General features: G+C 63.2%; 14 protein-coding genes. 10 read left to right on the top strand and 4 right to left on the bottom strand.

What is annotated here, in order from left to right:
- Window positions 1-296 precede the first annotated feature (296 nt).
- Together FIV09_RS12450 and drt2 are read left to right on the top strand one after the other, a co-directional pair.
- Window positions 297-1,325, top strand: a complete 1,029-nt coding sequence (locus FIV09_RS12450; RefSeq protein WP_216646430.1) for a competence protein CoiA family protein — start codon at window positions 297-299, stop codon at window positions 1,323-1,325.
- 300 nt (window positions 1,326-1,625) lie between these two features.
- Entirely contained in the window at window positions 1,626-2,996 is a 1,371-nt protein-coding gene (gene drt2 / locus FIV09_RS12445; protein ID WP_152450243.1) for an antiviral reverse transcriptase Drt2, read from the top strand.
- Between the two features lie 330 nt (window positions 2,997-3,326).
- Here the strand turns inward: drt2 and FIV09_RS12440 are convergent, their stop codons facing one another.
- The 4 genes from FIV09_RS12440 to FIV09_RS12425 form a co-directional block, all read right to left on the bottom strand.
- Window positions 3,327-3,632 carry a hypothetical protein gene (locus FIV09_RS12440; protein WP_152450242.1) on the bottom strand — a complete coding sequence of 102 codons (306 nt, stop codon included), beginning with the start codon at window positions 3,630-3,632 and terminating at the stop codon, window positions 3,327-3,329.
- A 713-nt stretch (window positions 3,633-4,345) separates the two neighbouring features.
- On the bottom strand, window positions 4,346-5,749 hold the full coding sequence (locus tag FIV09_RS12435) for an integrase arm-type DNA-binding domain-containing protein (protein ID WP_216646958.1): 1,404 nt from the start codon (window positions 5,747-5,749) through the stop codon (window positions 4,346-4,348).
- Window positions 5,750-6,052: 303 nt separating this feature from the next.
- Window positions 6,053-7,633 carry a gamma-glutamyltransferase family protein gene (locus tag FIV09_RS12430; RefSeq protein ID WP_152450240.1) on the bottom strand — a complete coding sequence of 527 codons (1,581 nt, stop codon included), beginning with the start codon at window positions 7,631-7,633 and terminating at the stop codon, window positions 6,053-6,055.
- 63 nt (window positions 7,634-7,696) lie between these two features.
- Window positions 7,697-8,983: an amidase gene (locus FIV09_RS12425; RefSeq protein WP_152450239.1), complete on the bottom strand. Its 1,287-nt coding sequence runs from the start codon at window positions 8,981-8,983 to the stop codon at window positions 7,697-7,699.
- Window positions 8,984-9,395: 412 nt separating this feature from the next.
- Here FIV09_RS12425 and FIV09_RS12420 point away from each other — a divergent pair, with 412 nt between their 5' ends.
- From FIV09_RS12420 to urtE, 8 genes are all read left to right on the top strand, one after another.
- Window positions 9,396-10,478, top strand: a complete 1,083-nt coding sequence (locus FIV09_RS12420; RefSeq protein ID WP_152450238.1) for a TRAP transporter substrate-binding protein — start codon at window positions 9,396-9,398, stop codon at window positions 10,476-10,478.
- A 110-nt stretch (window positions 10,479-10,588) separates the two neighbouring features.
- Complete coding sequence (locus tag FIV09_RS12415) at window positions 10,589-11,563, top strand: TRAP transporter small permease subunit (RefSeq protein ID WP_152450237.1); 975 nt, start codon at window positions 10,589-10,591, stop codon at window positions 11,561-11,563.
- 18 nt (window positions 11,564-11,581) lie between these two features.
- Window positions 11,582-14,230 carry a TRAP transporter large permease subunit gene (locus FIV09_RS12410; protein WP_152450236.1) on the top strand — a complete coding sequence of 883 codons (2,649 nt, stop codon included), beginning with the start codon at window positions 11,582-11,584 and terminating at the stop codon, window positions 14,228-14,230.
- 326 nt (window positions 14,231-14,556) lie between these two features.
- A complete protein-coding gene (urtA, locus tag FIV09_RS12405) occupies window positions 14,557-15,828 on the top strand; it encodes an urea ABC transporter substrate-binding protein (RefSeq protein ID WP_371417699.1) in 1,272 nt (423 codons plus the stop codon).
- Window positions 15,829-15,895: 67 nt separating this feature from the next.
- Window positions 15,896-17,854 (top strand): urea ABC transporter permease subunit UrtB, encoded by a 1,959-nt coding sequence (gene urtB, locus FIV09_RS12400; protein ID WP_152450235.1) that lies wholly within the window; start codon window positions 15,896-15,898, stop codon window positions 17,852-17,854.
- Entirely contained in the window at window positions 17,851-19,098 is a 1,248-nt protein-coding gene (urtC, locus tag FIV09_RS12395) for an urea ABC transporter permease subunit UrtC (protein ID WP_172975709.1), read from the top strand. Before urtB ends, urtC begins: the two co-directional genes overlap by 4 nt.
- Window positions 19,095-19,850: an urea ABC transporter ATP-binding protein UrtD gene (urtD, locus tag FIV09_RS12390; RefSeq protein ID WP_152450234.1), complete on the top strand. Its 756-nt coding sequence runs from the start codon at window positions 19,095-19,097 to the stop codon at window positions 19,848-19,850. Before urtC ends, urtD begins: the two co-directional genes overlap by 4 nt.
- Entirely contained in the window at window positions 19,843-20,532 is a 690-nt protein-coding gene (urtE, locus tag FIV09_RS12385; RefSeq protein ID WP_152450233.1) for an urea ABC transporter ATP-binding subunit UrtE, read from the top strand. Before urtD ends, urtE begins: the two co-directional genes overlap by 8 nt.
- Window positions 20,533-20,560 lie beyond the last annotated feature (28 nt).

Raw genomic sequence — 20,560 nt, 5'->3', positions numbered from 1 at the left:
ACACCACACTAAAGCTATATTTTCGGACAATGCCCAACCAACCTCGCCGATTAATTGAAGAAGTAATCTTTGAAAACCTAGGCCCACTATCGGCCCGCGATTTGCTCGCCATGCCACGCGACGGATGGGAGAGCTTACGGGCAGGAATTACGGATCACCGCAACGGGAAAGACGGTCTGGTCGCGCACTGCGTCGCCTGCCACGGGCAAATATACATTACTACTTCACACGGGCGCCCGTTGTTCGCACATTACCAGGGTTCTGATCCGCGCTGCCCTTGGTATTCCGGGAATAACATGCACCCGAATGATGCGCGGGCGGCCCAGTATCGCGGCCAGCAAGAATCCAAAATGCACCGCAGCATGTGCGAACTCATTTCGGAACTCGCTGGCTTGGACGAGCGGTGCGAAGAAACGAAGGTAGATGAGTATCTGCCGCCCACAGACGGCAAGCACGGGCGCTATCCCGACGTTTTGGTTGACTGGCGAGACTTCGGGCGCTTCGCCGTCGAATACCAAATGTCCCACACCTTCCAGACGGAGGTGTCGCAGCGTTGCATTCACTACGACCGTGAAGGCATTCCGCTGCTTTGGGTGCTGTCGTCTTTCGATCCCGAACGCGTGCCGCAGGCGGTTTCGGATGTTGTGCATCGGCACAGGGGCAATGCCTTCGTCCTGGATCAGCAGGCGATCAACGCATCGCGCGATCAGCGCACGCTCGTCCTGACCTGCTATATGTCGGATGGCGCAGGATACGACGCTCCTGTCTTAGTCCGCTTCGATGCTCTGACATTCCCGGAGTCCTGCCTTCCCTTTCTTGAAGACCGACTTGTTGGGCCGCTGCTCGAACGGATCAAATCGAAACGCTTCCCCTATTTCCGTGCTCTGCGAGCGTGGGGCGATAGACTGAGCGACCTGCCGTTGGCAGACCTTGAGCCATTCGCGGAACGGAAGCGCGTTGACCGCTTAGTTGCCGCCGCGTTCTCCATCATCGCGGAAGCCGCTGGCAAGCCGGAGAACTTCGCAAGTGGGCACCCGAACATTCGCGCCATGCTGAACACCTTCCAGAACTCTGGATCACTCGCCCCTTATGCACGCTTGCTGACTGCCTTAATCGAGAACACGTCACAGCGCGGCTTGCTAAAGGGCAGCGTCGGGGAACACCTTCGGCGGGCGATCAAAGGCCACAGGCTCGGCCATATTGAACAGGTCAGCGAGGCGTCGCCTGAATGGCGGTTACTGCGCGAGTTGCTGCCCGAGGCGCTTGACCCATTTACGCGTCAACGCTTGGTTGAAGCGGGAGCCCTGCCAGCCTGGGCCAAGTGACCCAAAAAGAAAAAGAACAAAACGCGAAAAAAAATTTGGTGACGTCTTGTATACCGTCTTTGAGCACCCATGTGAGAGAGGCCCCGGGACGTTGGGCCCGGATGACCAGTGTTAAGGACCGCAAGCGCTATCCGCGCCAGCAGGTTCCGGGTCGGCTTGATCTCGGTCATGTCGCATCCTTCCAGACACATCGTGGTGATATTATACCACGCAAGGTTATCTCGTACCGGAGGGTGCAATCGTGCACCTGCTGATGGGAGCAAGGTTAAATAGCCCGGGCATTTGACGAACGGAGTCGCTATGCCCGGGTTTTACCTGCCTACCGAGAACGAATTTGATCCATCGACCGATGATTTTGTGTTGCCTGCCATTTCGAAGGAGCGGCGCTACAAGCATTTCGATCTGCCCTTGCCAGAAACCGAGCGTGAGCTGGCGATTGATTTCACGCAAGAGCTCGAGCCGCACCGTTTCTTGCCGATGCTCGGGTTTACGGATCTCGCCCGTCGATACATCCGCCAGAAAGGTGCCGATGGAAAATGGCTTCGGGGTGCAGACGGGAATTTCATCCGAAAGGTGAAAGATAAGCCTCGTCCGATCCGGTTCGCCGGACACGCCGACGCTGCATACTTGCAGGCATATGCGGAACATCTAAACCCGTCTTATGAACGAGCGCTGGCAGAAGACGGGACCGCTGGCGCTGTTCTGGCCTATCGCAAAGGCGGAGGAACAAACATCCACCACGCCAAATCGCTGTTTGACGAGATCGTGCTTCGCCAGGATTGTACCGTCGTAGCAATGGACATCTCCGGCTTTTTTGATTGCCTTGACCACACGCTGTTGCGAGATGAAGTCGCGGGCTTAATGGGCGAAACTCGGCTTTACGGCCACCACGGCACAGTGTGGAAGAATGTGACCCGCTACTCGTGGGTTGAGACGGAGGATCTAGACGCCGTACTGGGAAAGAAGCGAAACGGCCACGGTCGGGTCTGCTCTCCAGCCGATTTTGTCCAACACGTAAGGGGGCGCAAAGGCGGGCTGGTTCGGAAGCATGACCAGACGTTCGGCATCCCACAAGGGACGCCAATTTCTGGTCTCTACGCCAACATCTACCTGCGGACATTTGACCGAGAAATGATGGCGTGGGTTGGACGCTACGGCGGGTCTTATCGCCGCTATTCGGACGATATTGCCGTCGTTCTTCCCTTGGGAAAAAAAGTTGATCACGTCGTCTCGGTTGTAGAGAAGATGTTGGCCGATTTTGGACTTGCTATGTCGGTCGACAAAACCGACCACGCTCACTTCCAATGTGGTCGTCTCATTTCAGCGAAGGCGATCCAGTATCTTGGTTTCACGTTTGACGGCAACACGGTGCTGATCCGACCATCATCCCTCGACGCGTACCGGCATAAAATGCGACGCGGCATCCACGCAAAACTTGTCGCGGCAAAAGGCAATGAGATTCCGTCGTTCCAGGTTTTTAAGCGTGAGGTACTCAGCCGCTATACCCACCTAGGAAAGCGCCGGAATTTCTTAAAATACGCCTACAAGGCGGCAGACGTGATGGGCAGCAAAGAAATCAGGCAGCAGGTGAAGCCACATATGACTTGGTTCAATCGGGCTTGGGAGAAAGAAATCGCGAAGGTCTACGGAGGCTTCGTTGTCGCATCGTGACGCCGCGCTACGCGGATTGTCAAAAAGATATGCCTATCGTCTACAACCTGCGTTTAGCGGCCGTTTGTGCAACACGCAGCGAGCATCCGCTTCCCGCTCTTTACGGCGTCTCAGCCGACAGAGTTGCTCGGGGTACCCTTGATCTCGCAATATCTGGCCTACGAGAGGGCCAGTTCCGGTCGGCGCGGCACGCGCAAGATCAGGTCATCGAGCCACGCGTGAGGAGACGCGCTCAGAGAGCCTCAGAGACACGAAGAAGGGCGGAGACGATGTGTCCCCGCCCTTTCTCGTTGGAGCGCTCCACAGGGCCTCTGAGAGGCTCTCAGGAGGTCAGCCGCTATAACACGCCGCCGCCATGTCGTTGGCGAAATCCGCGATGGCTTCCTGCTGGTTCTCCGGCACGCTGTAACGCGGTTGGGTATATGCGGCCTTGATGAGGGCTTGTGCCAGCGGAGCATCGGGGACGGCCTGCATCAAACCGGGCATGGCCACACCGTTCTGGCGATGCCCCATGATGGCTTCTGCCAGAGTGTGGATGTTTGCGCAGGTATCCTCCGTTGCCACCTCGTCGGCGGACGCGATCCCGGCGATCATGAGGGGGAGGGCGAGGGCGGCGCGGGCAATGATCTTTTTCATGAATGGTCTCCTTTTCGATGGTGCTTTGGTGCGGGGTGATCCTGCCCGCATTGTGGCGCGGACGGGGCGTTGTCGTGTCGAGATGGGGTAGGGGGATAGAGCCGACAGGCGCTCTGTGAAAAGCGGCTTGATCATAGATTAAGGCCCATCAGACACGAATGATATGGCAGGATCGGGGTCCGCGAGAGAGGATATAAAAGCTGTCTATATGCGACCGCGCTCGCCATTTGAGGGGGACGGGGCAATCGGAGAGAAGCATTTTGGCTATGGGCCTAATTGGGCGAGACCATACCAACGCCGCAAAAAGTGCGTTTGGCTCGCCACCAAAGTGATCCGCGCCTTATTATTGAATGGCTCGGCGCTGGCTTCGCAAGGTTTGAATCAAGAGCCAAATGCGGTTGTGCGACTGGGAGCGCCGAAATGATCCGGGCTGATTCAGTAAGCTGATCGATGGACAAGCGCCCTTGCGCTCGAAGAAGGCGCGGGTTGATGCCGCTTCGCCTGTGTTTTCGGGCCGCCGTGTGGCGGCGGACTCAGAGTCTCTAGGCCTGACTACCCGCGTTAGCGGGTACCCAGACGTGACGCATATCTCGACCCCGCGCTGTGTCACGCGACCTTAAAAGCTCAATAAAATAGTGGTATTTTGGGGGCGTCCGAGTATCGAGTCTTCTCGACTGCACGGTGTTGGACGTGTTCCCGCCTTCACCGGAACCTCACTTCTTGGGAGGTACGTAGTCCGCAGCCCATTTCTCTATCTCCAAATGGTTTGGCATGTCCTCTTCATGCGCTCCGGTAGGCAGGTCCTTGTCGTCCTCGTTGTCACGGCGATACCACTCCTCAATCTCGGCTCCGGTACGCTGCTCACCGTTTCGTCCCGGCTTCTCGGGGTAGGACTCCAAGTAACTCTTCTGCTCTTCCTTGCGGCGATGGGCCTCTTGTGCGGCAAGTTCGCCACTGGTCACGAAGTCCGCCCACCGCTGCATGACTGCGCGGCGTTGAGGCAGGAGCCTCGACCTGAGATACGCCGCGTCAGCGGCATTCTCGACTTTGTGCTGAATACAGCGGACGGCCATGTCCTTCTCGCAAACCTGTTCGTCGCCGCACCATGTCGCGAAGGTAGCGCGGAACCCGTGGGCTACGGCATGACGGCCATCTGCGGCCTTCCAGTCATGGTCCTTCAACCACTTGCCCCATGTATTCTCGCTGATAACGCCTTTCTTGCGGGCGGTTGGTGATGGAAAGATATGATCGTTGCCTTCCATGACGAAATGACGCTTGGCGATGCGAAGCAGGTCCATTGATTGTCGCGCCAGCGGCGCGGCAAAAGGCTCCCCTGTCTTCGTTGTCTCCGGCGGAATGTCCCAGACACCCGCCTGCATGTCGATCTCGTCCCACCGAGCTTGTGTCACGTTCGATGTACGCGGCACGTTGAGCAGATAAAACTTCAACCCGATGTGCGCCACGCTGTCACCGAGCGCGAGCCAAAGTCCGGGCATGTCCCGCCAATCCAGCGCCGGGTGTCCTACGCTCTTCCGACTGGTCCGGGGAAGCTGGGCTTTCACGAGCCTCTTTACGTCGCTGAGGTGTGTCTGCTCGCGCCCTCTGGCATGATCCATGATGAGGTTTATGCGGTCCAGGGCTTTCCGCCCTACGTCCCGGCCATTGATTGGCCAGATTACTTCAACCAAATCGTCGAGAGAAAGCTCCGCGATCGGGCGATTTCCGATTTTCGGGAATACATGCGTTTTTAGAGGGCTTAGCCATCGGCCTGCCTCTCCGTCACCCTTCAATTTCCCCTTGTAAAGATCGAAGAATTCGTAGCTCACATCCTTGAAGGTCTTCGACCGGGCTGGTTTGGACCAGAGCTTCCGGGGGCCCCTGCCTTCGGCCACAGCCTTCCGGCACTCCTGCGCTTTCTCTCTGGCGCGCTTCAAGCTCACCGCAGGGTAGGCCCCTAGGCCCATCTTCGAACGCTTGGCCTTGCCATCGACCATCGCGGTCCAGCGGAACTTCCACGAACGCGAGCCTGTCTTCTTCACGTCGAGGAACAGGCCGCCGCCATCGTGTAGCTCTCCGGGACCGGCATTCCGGCACTCTGCGTCTGTCAGTTTTTCCATCACCATGATCGGCGCATACCACCGCTAAACAGGGCTTTCTAGAGGGGCCAATCGAGGGGCCAGCTCTGCCCTCTATATACACGCATAGGTGAAGTGGGAATTTTATAAGATATTGAAATTGCTGAATTTGACTCGAATCGACGCGACTGATAGGAGCAAGAGTCCGTGCCGCGTGGGGGCACCACCTGATCTTCCCGAGACCTGTCTATCCCGTCCGCGATGACTTTGCGCGTTGGTTCCGCGCGGCCGTCGGCAAGCCAGTCCGGAAGGCGCCGCAGCTTGGCACGGCGCCCTCCTTGCAACTCAATCGGTGATCGCTGCCCCGTCGGAGCGGGGATCGGATGCGGCTTCCAGAAGGCCCGAGGGATGGCGCATCACGGCGCCCGCATGGCCTGCGAGGTCGGAATAGGCGTCGATCATCTCGACCTCGTGGCCCGCCGCGCGCAGGGCCGCCACCAGGTCGGGGTCGAACCGGTCTTCGAGTTTCAGCGTGGTCGTGTTGTCCCCCCAGGTCTTGCCCAGAAGCCAGCGCGGTGCCGTGACCGCCGCTTGCAGATCCTGACCGAATTGCGCAGCACGGGTGAAGACCGCCGATTGCGTCTGCGGCTGGCCTTCGCCGCCCATCGTGCCGTAGGCCATCACGCGGCCATCGGGCAGCTCGGCCATGGCTGGGTTCAGCGTGTGGAAGGGCCGCTTGCCGGGGGCGAGCTGGTTCGGGCCGGGTGCGAGCGAGAAGCCCGCGCCGCGGTTCTGGAAGAAGACCCCCGTCTCGGGGCAGGTCAGGCCGGAGCCAAATTCCCAGAACACCGACTGGATGAAGCTGACCATGGTGCCGTCGCGGTCGCAGGCACCCATCCAGATCGTGTCGCCCGCCTTGGGCTCGTAGGGCCAGGGCAGGGCGCGCGCCCGGTCGATCCTGGCGGCCAGCGCGTCGAGATGGGTGCCTTCCAGCCAGTCCTGCGCGGGCGTCGCCATATGGGTGTGATCGCCCAGCTCGGCATTGCGCTGAATGAAGGCCTGCTTGGTGGCCTCGATGAGACCGTGGATATGGTCGAAGCCCTCGGCCTCGGTCACGCCCAGCCGGTCAAAGAGACCGAGGATCATCAGCGACGACACGCCCTGCGTCGGCGGGATCATGTTCCAGATCGTGCCTTGCGAGGTCGTCAGCTCGAGCGGCGTGACGCCTTCGGCGGCGTAGTCGTGGAAATCCTGCAGGCGCAGCGGGCTGCCATTGGCCTCCAGAAAGCGCGCATGCGCCTCGGCAATGGGGCCGGTATAGTAGGAGCGCAGGCCATGCTCGGCCAATTGCGCCAAGGTCTGCCCGAGTGCCGTCTGCGTCAGGCGCGCGCCTGGGGCCGGGACGTCTCCGTCCAGCAGGAAATGCTCCGCAAAGCCTGGCACGTCGCGCAAGCCATCGAGCTTGTCGCGGGTGGTGCGATGCTGATTGCCGGTCACCGCGATGCCGTCCTGCGCGTAGCCGATGGCGGGTGCCAGAAGGCGCGACAGGGGCAGGCGCGTCTCTGCAAGTCCGAGGGCAGCCTCCCAACCGCCGATCGTGCCGGGCACGGTCAGCGCGGCCAGCCCGCCGCGGGCTGGAATGGCGCCCTCATGGCCCTGATCCGCATACCAGTCCGGGGTCGCCAGCGCCGCCGCCTGGCCGCCCGCGAAAATGCCCTGGGGTGCCTCTCCGGGGCGCTTGACGATCCAGAACCCGTCGCCGCCGATCCCGTTCATGTGCGGATAGACCACGGCAATGGTGGCGGCCGCGGCGACCATCGCCTCGATCGCGGTGCCGCCGTCGCGAAGCACGTCGCGGCCTGCCAGTGCGGCGGCCCGGTGCGGCGCCGTGACCGCGCCCTCAAATCCCATAGCTGCGTGAAGCATGCTGTTTCATCCCTTTTGCTTTATTCTTGGCGGCGCGCGGTTTCGCGTGCTCCGCGCATCTCGTCAGTGTGTGCGTCCATACCGGGCCAGCACGGTTTGTGCCATCCGCAACACGCCCCGGTCATTGCCGGTGGCGCCCACGATCTGCACGCCGATGGGCATGCCATCCTGCGCTTTCAGGATCGGCACGGTGCAGCAGGGCAGGCCCAGAAGGGTCCAGATGCGGTTGAACGCGGGCGAGCCGGTGCCCGCCTCGAGTGCCGGGGCCGGGCCGGTTGCCGCGGGGGTCAGGAAGATCGCATCCTCCGGCAGGGCGGCATCGACCATGTGGCGTAACCTGCGCATTGCGACCCAATCGGCGTGGCGCTGCTCGACGCTGATCGCGCGGCCTTCCTCCAACTGATCGCGCAGGGCATCCGACAAAAGCTCTGGCGCCGTGGCGTATTCGAAGGCCAAGGCTTCCGAGGCTTGTGCGGCCATGATCCGGGCATGGAGCGCGGCTGCATTGGCCAGGTCGGCCTCGATCTCGGGCGGGAAGGGGGCTGCCTGCCGACTGACCTCCGTCTCGAACGCCTCCCACGCGGTCACGAGGTCAGGCTCCGCCTCCGCCCAGGCGGCGGAGCGGTAGGCCGTCAGCTCCGCCGATGTCTTCGGTGTATCGAGGGTCAGATCGCAGCCCGCAAGCGCGCTTGCACCGAGCGCCACATCCTCGACGCTGCGCGCGAAAAGCCCGATCGTGTCGAGACTGCGCGCAAGGGGTGCCACGCCGCCCGGCTCGATGAGGTCGAAGGACGGCTTGAACCCCACGATCCCGCAATAGGAGGCGGGCCGGATGATCGAGCCCGAGGTCTGCGTCCCGAACGCCAGGGGCACCATGCCCGCTGCCACCGCCGCCGCCGATCCCGACGAGGAGCCGCCGGGCGTGCGCGTGGGGTCATGCGGGTTGAGGGTCCGGGCCGGGGTGTAGCTGGCAAATTCCGTGGTTTCCGTCTTGCCCAGGATGACCGCACCCGCAGCCCGCGCAAGGGCGACGGAGCCCGCATCGAACCCCGCCACGCGGTCCTTCCAGATCGGGGAGCCGCAGCGCCAGGGCAGGTCTTTGGCCGCGAAAATATCCTTTACGGCCATGGGGATGCCGTGAAGCGGGCCTGTCCGCCCGCGCTGATCGAGGGCGCGGGCCGCGGCGCGTGCGCCCTCGCGGTCGATGGCGACCCAGGCGCCGATGGCGTCCTCCCGCGCGTCGATCCGGTCAAGGCAGGCCTCCAGTTCGCGCGAGGCATCCGTTTGCCCGGCTGCAATACCGCGCGCGATGTCCTGCGCGCCGGGGGCGTCCCGATCCGGTGATGTCATGGTCTGTCCTTTCGCTGCCCGGCGCCGCCGTCGAACGGCACTCCTTGTCTGCCAACCTTAGAAGGGCGCTACGCGCTGTCCACGGCGAAGCGTGCCGCGCGCCTCGGAGACCGGTCTTGGGCGGCCGCGGCGCACGCGCCGAGCAATGGCTGAAAATGCATAATATCTGACGCGATCTGCGTAATCTTTAAGCACAAAATACCCACAATAGCTGATTGCGCTTGGTTTTCAGACCTGCAAGCTTCACGCGGCGTAACGGCTGCGCTTGGTAAGGCGCGCGATGGAGGATTGTCGCGGCACCGGAGGCCCCCCAATTGGCCGACCCGCCATGTTGAAACTGGTCACCGGTCGACAGCCATCTACGTTGCACTCCAGCCCGACTGGGTGCGAACAACAAGGAGGACAATGAATAATGGAAAGACGTAAGTTTCTGAAAGTCGCCACGACCGGCGCCGCAGCATCCGCGCTGGCCGCTCCGGCTGTTGCGCAGGACCGCATCGACATGGTCATCGTCTCGACCTGGGGTCGTGACTTCCCCGGCCTCGGCACCTCGGCGCAGCGCGTTGCCGCGCGCATCGAAGAGGCCACCGAGGGCGAGATCGCCGTTCAGTACTTCGCCGCGGGCGAGCGCGTGGGCGCGTTCGACAGCTTCGACGAAGTCGCGTCCGGTAACGCACAGGCCTATATCGGCACCGACTATTACTGGAAGGGCAAGCACCCCGGCTGGGCGCCGTTCACCGCCGTGCCGTTCGGCCTGACTTATACCGAGATCGACGCCTGGATGAAGTTCGGCGGCGGTCAGGACCTGCTCGACAAGATCGGTGCAGAGTTCGGCATCAAGGGCATTCCCTGCGGCAATACCGGCCTGCAGATGGGCGGCTGGTTCAACAAGGAGATCAATTCGCCCGAGGATCTGCGCGGCCTCAAGATGCGTATTCCGGGCCTCGGCGGCGACGTCATGGCCAAGGTCGGCGCATCGCCCGTGTCGCTTCCGGGTGGTCAGATTTACGAAAACCTCGTCTCGGGCGCGATCGACGCGACCGAATGGGTGGGCCCGTGGAACGACTTCTTCCTCAAGCTCTATGAGGCGGCGCAGTACTATTACTGGCCGGGTATGCACGAGCCCGCATCGCAGGTCAGCCTCGGCATGAACGCCGATTTCTGGTCGCAGCTTTCGGACAACCACAAGCGGATCATCACCATCTGCTGTGCCGAAGAGAATGCGCGTCAGCCTGCCGAAACCAACTACCAGAACGGTATCTATCTGAACCGCCTGGTGAACGAGTACGGTGTCGAGCTGCGTGAATTCAACGACGACGTCTACGAAGTCTTCGGGGAAGCCGCCAACGAGGTGATCGAAGAGACCCGTGATCACTCCGCGCTGGCCGCCGAGATCATCGACAGCTTCCTAGAGGTCCGCAACAACGTGGGTGTTTGGTCGAACTATTCCGACGCGCCTTACGTCGCGAAGCGGAACCGCTTCCTGCGCATCTGACCTGAGCGCTGATGGATTGCCGACAGGGGAGTCGGCCATGGTCGAGCCGGATTGAACATCCGGCTCGGCCCACTTAAAGGGTCCAGCGGATAATCCAAGGGGGGTCTCGGATGACCGAAACGTACGCGTCTCCAGCGCCGGTCGTGCGCATTTTCGGATGGATCATGCTGTCCAGCATGACGGCTTTCATCCTCAACGCCATTCTGAAATTCTGGTTCGACATGCCGGGGGCCACCACGCTGTTCAGCGGCGAAGGCGGCGGTTTCGGCGCGGTCCTCCAGGCCTTGATCTATGTCGCGGCCATCGGTCTTGCGGTGATGAGCGTCCTGCGCTCCCCGGACACGACGCTGCGGGAAGATGCGGCGCGGGTGACCGCGATCAACACGTTCCTCATCCGCGCGGCCTTCTGGGTCGTCCTTCTCGTGGGGCTCGGCGATGCGATCGTGTCGTTCCTGCGGGTCAACGGACAGCTTGCGAGCCTTGTGGGAGATGACCTCGCGGGCAATCTGGGCAGGGCGCAGTTCCGCGGGCTCTATTTTCACACACCGCTCGTGGTTCTGGGTATCCTGCTGGCCACCGTGACGCGCACGCTGGGCTTCATCTGGCTGGCGCTTCTCGTCGTGGTGGCGGAGCTGCTGATCGTCTTCAGCCGCTTCGTCTTCTCCTATGAGCAGGCCTTCATGGCCGACCTTGTGCGCTTCTGGTACGGCGCGCTGTTCCTTTTCGCCTCGGCCTACACGCTGCTGGAAGACGGCCATGTCCGGGTCGATTTGTTCTATGCCAGCATGCGCCGCCAGTCGAAGGGCCGCGTCAATGCGGTGGGGGCGATCCTTCTGGGCATGGGGCTGTGCTGGACCATCCTGATCCTGGGCTTTCAATCGTCATCGAGCGTCATCGTCGGGCCGATCCTGGTCTTCGAGGTGACCCAATCGGGCTTCGGCATGTACGTGAAGTACTTCATGGCCGGGTTCCTTGGCGTCTTCGCTGTCACGATGATGGTGCAGTTCGTCGCCCAATTCTTCGAATCCGTCGCCGATACGCGCGATGAACCGGGCGCGCGCGAGACGCACGCCGAAATGATGTAAAGAAAAGGCCCGCATCTCATGGAGCTCTTTTTCCTTCTTCTTCTCGTCGTGATCATGGCTTACGCGCTGGGCTCGGGCTATCCCGTAGCCTTCGCCCTGCCGGGATCCGCCATCATCGCCATCCTGCTTGCCGCGGGTGCAGGGTACCTCTTCACCGGCGATACGGACGCCTATTTCGAGTCGGGCGGCCCGTCGCAATGGCTGAGTGCGGGGGTGACCAACCTCCGAGGGGTCTATTGGGAACCCGAACGAGACACGCTGATCGCCATTCCGCTGTTCATCTTCATGGGCATCATGCTGCAGCGCTCGAAGATCGCCGAGGACCTTCTGGTCACCATGGCGCAGCTCTTCGGGCCGGTGCCGGGCGGTCTTGGCATCTCGGTCGTCGTTGTGGGCGCGCTTTTGGCCGCGACCACCGGCATCGTGGGCGCGACCGTGGTCGCGATGGGTCTCATCTCGCTGCCCGCGATGATGCGCAACGGCTATGCCAATCCGCTATCGACGGGCATCATCGCCTCTTCGGGCACGCTGGGGCAGATCATCCCGCCCTCGATCGTGCTCATCATCCTCGCGGACCAGCTGTCTTCGGCGGTCGATCAGGCGGGGCAGGCGCGTCAGGATCTCTACAAGGAGGTCACGGGCGAGCTGGTGATGCCGTCCGAATACGCGGTCGTGTCGACCTCTGCGGGTGACATGTTCCTCGGCGCGATGGTGCCGGGCCTCGTCCTCGTGGGCCTCTATATCCTGTTCATCCTGACCGTGGCGCTGATCCGGCCCAAGCTTGCGCCGGCCGTGCCGTATGATGACGGCTACGATCTGGAATTCCTCGGCCGCGTGCTGCTGGCCATGGTGCCGCCGCTTGCGCTGATCGTAATGGTTCTGGGCTCCATCATCGGGGGCATTGCCACGGTGAACCAGGCGGGCGCCATCGGGGCCATCGGGGCGCTTGTCATGGCAGGCTACCGATTGCATCCCGGCGGACGGCTGCAATTCGTCCCGGCGATCCTGACGCTGGGCGGTCTTGCGGTCATTGCCTACGTTCTGGCCAATTACGACACCAACGTGCAGAACATCCAAAGCGACGAGGATGCCTTTGGCGTCAACCTCGCGATCTTCGGTTCTGCCGTCACCATCATCGGCATCCTGTGGAGCGGCTACCGCGCCTACGTGACCGAAGATGCCCTGACCGGCGTGATGGTCGAGACGGCGAAGACCACCTCGCTCGTCTTCATCATCCTTCTGGGTGCGGCCATGCTGACCGCGGCCTTCCGCGCTTTCGGCGGCGAAGAGCTCGTGAAGCACTTCCTCGAAGGTCTGCCGGGCGGGTTCTGGACGAAGTTCTTCATTGTCATGGTGGTGATCTTCGTTCTGGGCTTCTTCCTCGACTTCATCGAGATCGCGGTCGTCGTGGTGCCGATCGTGGCGCCGATCCTTCTGGCCGACCCCGAGGCGAACGTGACCGCCGTCTGGCTCGGCGTGATGATCGGTCTGAACATCCAGACCTCGTTCCTCACGCCACCGTTCGGCTTTGCGCTGTTCTATCTGCGCGGCGTGGCATCCTCTGCGGTGAAGACGATCCAGATCTATATCGGCGTGCTGCCCTTCATCGGTCTGCAACTCTTTTCGCTCCTGATCGTGGCGAGCTATCCGCCCTTGGTGAACTATCTGCCCATGCGCTCGTCGCTCACGGCAGAGACGGCACCGCCGCCGATCAACCCCGCCCTGCAATATTGCGTCGAGAACTACGTGGCCGAGACCTTCGAGACCGAGGGCGACCGGATCCGCGGGTCCATCGACCGCATGGAAAGCGTGGATATCTCCTATCTGCCGCGCGATCCCCGCGAGGACTTCAATGACGGTCTCGAAAACGCGCGCGAAGCCTTCACGCTCATGGCCGAGATCGAGCGCCTGAAGGTCGAACTGGCCGAGCAGGCGGTCGATTACCGTCCGGTGCACACCGTCGTGCGTCAGCTCGAGGCAGAGGCACGCCGGATCGAGGACACGCTGGAGGAGCTGCGCACGCAGGTCAGCCGCGGCTTCGGGGAGACCGAGCGGCTGCAGGCGCGCGTCGACGAGCTGGAGGCGGAGCGCGAGAACCTGCTCAGCCAAGTGCCCGAAAGCTGGGACGCGGCGGAGGCAGCCTACGGCGAGATCACGTCCGCCGACCGGCGCGCCCGGACGCAGTACCGTCGCACCGTGGACCAGGCCTACGAGCCGGTGATGGAGCTGCGCGAGATGATCTCGGACACGTCGGTCGAGGCGCTGGCCGCTCTCGAAGCGCCGGTCGAAGCGCTGGCGCAGGACGCACGGGGCATGGATGGCGAAACAGCCGATACGCGCTTCAAGGACGTGGAGCGGATGGTCGGCGATGTGGCCGGCGGCAACGATATCCGCGGCCTGCTGTCGGATGCTCGCCGGGAGATCGATGCCCGGACGCCGAATGCCGAACGCGCGTTGGAATACATCGCCGAGGCGCAGGAGATGATCGCGGCGGAGCTTGCCTGGCGCAGTCGCGCGCAGAACGAGCTTCTGCCGGAACTGGAGGCCTACGATCAGGCGATCCAGGGCACGATCGGTCTGCGTCAGCAGCCGCGCCTGCCGAAGGAACAGGCGCTATTCATTGCGTCCTGCAACGCGGAGCATCGCGATATCTCGCTGAACTTCTGATCTGAACGCAGATCCCAAAGACCTGAAGGCGGCCATCCCAACCATGGGGTGGCCGTTTTCACATGCGCCCCCGCCCTTGTTGAGGATCACGATTCCCGGAAAACCGGGGCCGTCCGAGTGGTAAACACGCAGTTGCCAGCCTGCGCCATTCCCGCAAAACAGGTTTTGCGCTGTCGCAAAACGCGCAATTTCGCGACGTTTCACTCTCTGTCTGCCGCTTTTTCGCGCAGTTTTCTGCATCGCAGAGAAACACCGCCCTTGGATGATTGGCGCCGCATGTCGGCTCGGCGCACGGTTTCGTTCGTCAACATCTGGGAGATATCTTCGTGAAACGCACTTTACTGCTGACCGCCGCGTGTTTGCTGCCGGCCCTTCCGGCCGCCGCACAGGACTGTCCCGTCAAGGTGGGCGTGCTGCATTCGCTGTCGGGCACCATGGCCATTTCCGAAACCACTCTGAAGGACACCGTCGAGATGCTGGTCGATCAGCAGAACGAGAAGGGCGGCCTTCTGGGCTGCGATCTCGAGGCGGTGGTGGTCGATCCGGCTTCCGACTGGCCGCTCTTTGCCGAGAAGGCGCGCGAGCTGCTGACCGTCGAGGAAGTGGATGTGATCTTCGGCTCCTGGACCTCCGTCAGCCGTAAATCCGCGCTGCCCGTGCTCGAAGAACTCAACGGCCTGATGTTCTACCCCGTTCAGTACGAGGGCGAGGAAAGCTCCAAGAACGTGTTCTACACCGGTGCGGCGCCCAACCAGCAGGCGATCCCGGCAGTGGATTACTTCCTCGAAGAGCTGGGCATCGAACGCTTCGCGCTTCTGGGCACCGACTACGTCTATCCGCGCACCACGAACAACATCCTCGAGGCATATCTCAAGTCGAACGGCGTCGCGGAGGAGGACATCTTCGTCAACTACACCCCATTCGGGCATTCCGACTGGGCCACCATCGTGGGTGATGTCGTCGACATGAGCGCCGATGGCCGCCCCGTCGGTGTGATCTCCACGATCAACGGCGATGCCAATATCGGCTTCTACAAGGAACTGGCCGCGGCCGAGATTTCCGCCGACGACATCCCCGTCGTGGCCTTCTCCGTCGGTGAGGAAGAGCTCTCCGGCCTCGACACCACCAACCTCGTCGGTCACTTGGCCGCGTGGAACTACTTCCAGTCCGCCGACACCGAGGCGAACCGCGAATTTGTCGCCACCTGGAAGGAACGGATGGGCGAGGATCGCGTCACCAACGACCCGATGGAGGCGCATTACATCGGCTTCAACATGTGGGTGAACGCGGTCACCGAAGCGGGCACCACCGATGTCGACGCGGTCCGCGACGCGATGTACGGGCAGGAATTCCCGAACCTCACGGGCGGCACGGCGGTCATGCTGCCGAACCACCACCTCGCGAAGCCCGTGCTCATCGGCGAGATCACCGAGGACGGCCAGTTCGACATCGTCAGCCAGACCGAGGAAGTGCCGGGCGACGCCTGGACCGACCATCTGCCGGATAGCGCCAAGCTGGTCTCCGACTGGCCCGAGCTTGGCTGCGGCATGTACGACACAGAGACGGAAAGCTGCGTCCAGATCCTGTCGAACTACTGAGCCCAATCGACCTGATGACCGATCCGGGCGCTCTTCGCCCGGGTCGGTTTTCGCATGAGGAAAGCCAATGCGCCGCCTATCGCTCATCCTGAGTTTCGTCCTGTCCGTGCTCTGCACTCCGGTTGCGGCACAAGGCGACGCCGATCAGTTGGGACCCGTCCAGAGCGCCCTGCAGTCCCACGCCGATCAGATCGCCAAGCCCTCGCGTCGGACGATCCAGCCGGTGCTCGATGATCTGGCGTCCAGCGGTGCGAGCGGCATGCCGTCCTTCCTGGAGGCCTGGGGCGACAGGCGCGCGTTGCAGCGCGACAGCGACGGGCTGTTCTTCACCGGCGAACGGGAGGGCGACAGCTACGTGCTGCAATCCGTCGAGGATGGGAGTGATGCGGGCACCGCGCCCCGCGACGACATCACCGAGCTGAAACCCAATGCGGGCGTGCGGCGCCTGATCGCCACGGCACTGGTGCAGTTCCAATTGAACGATCCCGATCCGGACCGCCGTCTTGCGGCGCTCGACGCGCTGACGCGCAATCCCACGCCGGACCTGCTGGCGCCGCTCCGCGCCTCCATCGAGGGCGAGGAAAACCGCGCGATCCGTGACCGCAAAGAGGCGCTCGACCGCCTCATCACCATCCGCTTCGGCGAGGATCCCGCACGCCGGATCGAGGCGATCGAATGGATGGCCGCGCGCATTTCCCTTGAGGCGCGCGCCGCGCTCAACACTATCCTGACCACGGACACCATCGTCGGGCCCGCGCCCGAGGACGCAAATGTCGCCCGCACGCTCGAGATCGGAACGGACATATCGGAGGCCGACGCGCTGGCGCTTCTGGCCGAGGCGGGGCGCGAGGTCGCGACGGTCAGCCGCGCGGCCAGAGATGCGGCTCTCATTGCCGCCATCGAGGGCGGGCGCATCGCGGACAGGCCCATCGCCACGCTCGATTCTGAGGCCGCCCGCTGGGACGCTTATGACGCGCTGGCCGCCTCAGGCGCGGCACCCGCGCGCCCCGCAGAGGACGCCATCGCCGAATTGCTGGCCGCGACGCCGATCCTTGAGGTCTATGACGAGCCCGATCCTGCCGTGACCGCCGCCGCCGAGACGGCCTTGGCCGAGGTCGAGGCCCGCGTCGCCCGCGCCGAGGCCGTGGATCTGGCGCTCGACGCGCTCTCGCTCGCCTCGATCTATTTCCTCGCCGCAATCGGTCTTGCCATCACCTTTGGTGTCATGGGCGTCATCAACATGGCCCATGGCGAGTTCATCATGATCGGCGCCTATACGGGCTATGTCGTGCAGACCATCGTGCCCGATTACACCCTGTCGCTCATCATCGCGCTGCCCTTGGCCTTCGTGGTCGCAGGCGCTGCGGGGGTTGCGCTGGAACGGCTGGTGATCCGGCACCTCGCGCATCGTCCGCTCGAGACGCTGCTTGCGACCTTCGGCATCTCGATCATGCTGCAGCAGATTTTCAAGAACATCTTCGGCACGCAGGCCGTGCCGCTGACCTCGCCCGACTGGCTGGCAGGCGCCTTGGTTCTGAACGATGTCGTGGGTATCAGCTATATCCGCATCGCGATTTTTGTGCTTGCGGCGATCTTCCTCGCGGTTCTGGTCTTCATCCTGCGCCGCACGCGTTTGGGCCTCGAAGTGCGCGCGGTCACGCAGAATCCCGGCATGGCGGCCTCATTGGGCGTCGATCCGGACCGCGTGGGCATGGCGACCTTTGCACTGGGCTCCGGCATCGCGGGCGTCGCGGGCGTGGCCATCGGGCTGTTCGCGCAGGTCACGTCGGAAATGGGTGCCGCCTATATCGTGCAAAGCTTCATGACGGTGGTCGTGGGCGGTGTCGGATCGGTCTTCGGCACGCTGGCGGGCGCGGGCATGATCGGCGGGCTGCAGAAGGGGATCGAATGGCTGAACCCGTCGAACACTCTGGCGGCGCAGACATACATGATCCTGTTCATCATCCTCTTCATCCAGGTCCGTCCGCGCGGCATTGTCCCCCAGAAGGGGAGGTTCGCCGCATGAGCATCGAAACCCTCGATATCGCGCCGCGCGGAAGGCGCCCGCTGATCGCGCGCAAGGATGTGGTCCTGATGATGCTGGGCCTTGCGACGCTCACGGTGCTCGTGACGATCATGGCGCAGGCAGGTCTCGTCTCGGTGTCCTTCGTCAAGCTTCTGGGCAAGACCCTTTGCCTGTGCCTCGCGGCCCTCGCGCTCGATCTCGTCTGGGGCTTCACCGGCATCCTGTCGCTGGGGCATTTCGCCTTCTTCGGGATCGGCGGTTACGCCATCGGCATGTGGCTGATGTGGGACCGCACGGAAGCCATCGTCGCGGCCTCGCTCGCGCAATCGACGCTGCCGCCGACGCCGCTGGAAATCCGAGAGGCGATCGGCACGCAGATCTTCGGCGTCGTTGGCACGTCCGAGATCCCGTGGCTCTGGGCCTTTGCCGGGTCGCTGCCCCTACAACTGGCCTTCGCGATCCTCGTACCGGGCGTGATCGCGGGCCTTTTCGGCTGGCTTGCCTTCCGCAGCCGGGTCGCGGGCGTGTACCTGTCGATCCTGACGCAGGCGGGCACGCTGGCGCTGTCGCTGTGGCTCTTTCAGAACGACAGCGGCTTGCGCGGCAATAACGGCCTGTCGGGCCTGCAGAACATTCCGGGCTTCGAGAATACGCCGCAATCGGTGATCTCGATCTGGTTTCTCTGGGCCTCCGCCATCGCATTGGCGCTCGCGTATCTGGGGGCCTCCTGGGTCGTGTCGGGTCGTTTCGGCAGCGTGCTGCGCGGCATCCGCGACAACGAGGCGCGGGTGCGGTTCCTGGGCTACGAGGTCGAGCATTACAAGCTCGCCATTTTCACCGGCACGGCGATGCTCTGCGGTCTCGCGGGCGCGCTTTATTACCCGCAGGCGGGCATCGTGAACCCCGCCGAGATCGCACCCATCGCGTCGATCTACCTGGTCGTCTGGGTGGCCATCGGCGGGCGCGGCAGGCTTTACGGGGCGGTGATCGGCGCTGCCGTGGTCAGCCTCGCCTCCAGCTGGTTCACCGGCGGCGGCGCGCCCGATATCGAGCTTGGTTTCTACACGATCAAATGGACTGATTGGTGGCTCGTGCTTCTGGGCCTGTCCTTCGTGCTGGTCACGCTCTTTGCGCCCAAGGGCCTTGGCGGTCTTGTCGATATCTACAGCGACCGGCGGGCGCGCCGCCGCGAAGACCTCGGCCCCGATCAGGGATCGCTCCGGGGGGAGGAGGAACAGCCATGAGCGCGCTTCTGGAAGTCTCGGGCGTCACCAAGTCCTTCGACGGGTTCAAGGCCATCGACAACCTGTCCATCTCGGTCAACGAGCCCGAGTTGCGCGCCATCATCGGCCCCAATGGCGCCGGCAAGACGACCTTCATGGATCTCGTCACCGGCAAGACCCGGCCCGATAGCGGGACCATCCGCTACGGCGAGCTGTCGCGCGATCTGACGAAACTGTCCGAGGCGCAGATCGCGCGGGCGGGCATTGGGCGGAAGTTTCAGAAACCCACGGTGTTCGAGGATCAGACTGTTCTTGAGAACCTCACCATGGCGCTTGCCGCACCGCGCAACCCGCTGAACGTGCTGATGCGGCGGCCGGACCGGACCGCGCGCGCCGCGGCCGTGGCTGAGGAGGTGGGGCTGGAGAAGGACCTCGCCAAACGCGCGGGCATCCTGAGCCACGGCCAGAAGCAATGGCTGGAGATCGGCATGCTGCTTGCGCAGGAGCCGCGCCTCCTGCTGGTCGATGAGCCCGCCGCGGGCATGACCACGGCGGAACGCGAACGCACCACGGCCATGCTGGTCGAGGCCGCGAAGACCCGCGCAGTGATCGTGATCGAGCATGACATGGAATTCGTCCGGCGCCTGAATTGCCGCGTGACGGTCCTGCATGAGGGGCGGTCGCTGGCGGAAGGCTCGCTCGATCATGTCTGCGCCGATCCGCGCGTGATCGACGTCTATCTGGGGCGGCCCGAGGAGGCAGCAGATGCTTGAGGCGCAGGGTATCACGCTCGAATATGGCGGCAGCCGCATCCTGCACGGGATCGACCTGACCGCGAAGGCGGGGCAGATCACCTGCATCATGGGGCTGAATGGCACCGGGAAGACCTCGCTTCTGAAGGCCATTTCCGGGCGGCATCCGGCGTCTGGCGCGATCACACTCGACGGTGCGGCGCTGCCCTCGGGCGCGCAGGGCAGGGCGCGGGCGGGTATCGCCTACGTGCCGCAGGGACGAGAGGTCTTCGCCCAGCTGACCGTGGCCGAGAACCTGGAAGTGGGCTTTGCCTGCCTGCCGCGTGAGGCGCGCCGCGTGCCGGATGATATCTTCGATCTCTTCCCGGTGCTGGCGGAGATGCGGGGCAGGCGGGGCGGCGATCTTTCGGGCGGGCAGCAGCAGCAACTGGCCATTGCGCGCGCACTGGTGACCAAGCCCAAGGTGCTTCTGCTCGATGAACCAACCGAAGGCATTCAGCCGAATATCATCGACCAGATCGGTCGCGTCATCGCGGGCTTGCGCGATGCGGGCGAGATGGCGGTGGTGCTGGTGGAACAACGCTTCGATTTCGCCTGGGGGCTCGCGGACCGGATCGTGGCGCTGCGCCAGGGCCGGGTCATCCGGAACGTGGCGCGGGACGAGGCCGACCGGCAGGCGGTGCTGGACGATGTGTCGGTCTGAGCGCCGCGCGACTGCCTGTTTATTGGGC

This window comes from Roseivivax sp. THAF197b, from assembly GCF_009363255.1.
Classification (GTDB): Bacteria; Pseudomonadota; Alphaproteobacteria; order Rhodobacterales; family Rhodobacteraceae; genus Roseivivax.
Note: the sequence above shows the minus strand (reverse complement) of the source record. Positions and strands in the feature narration are given on the sequence as shown.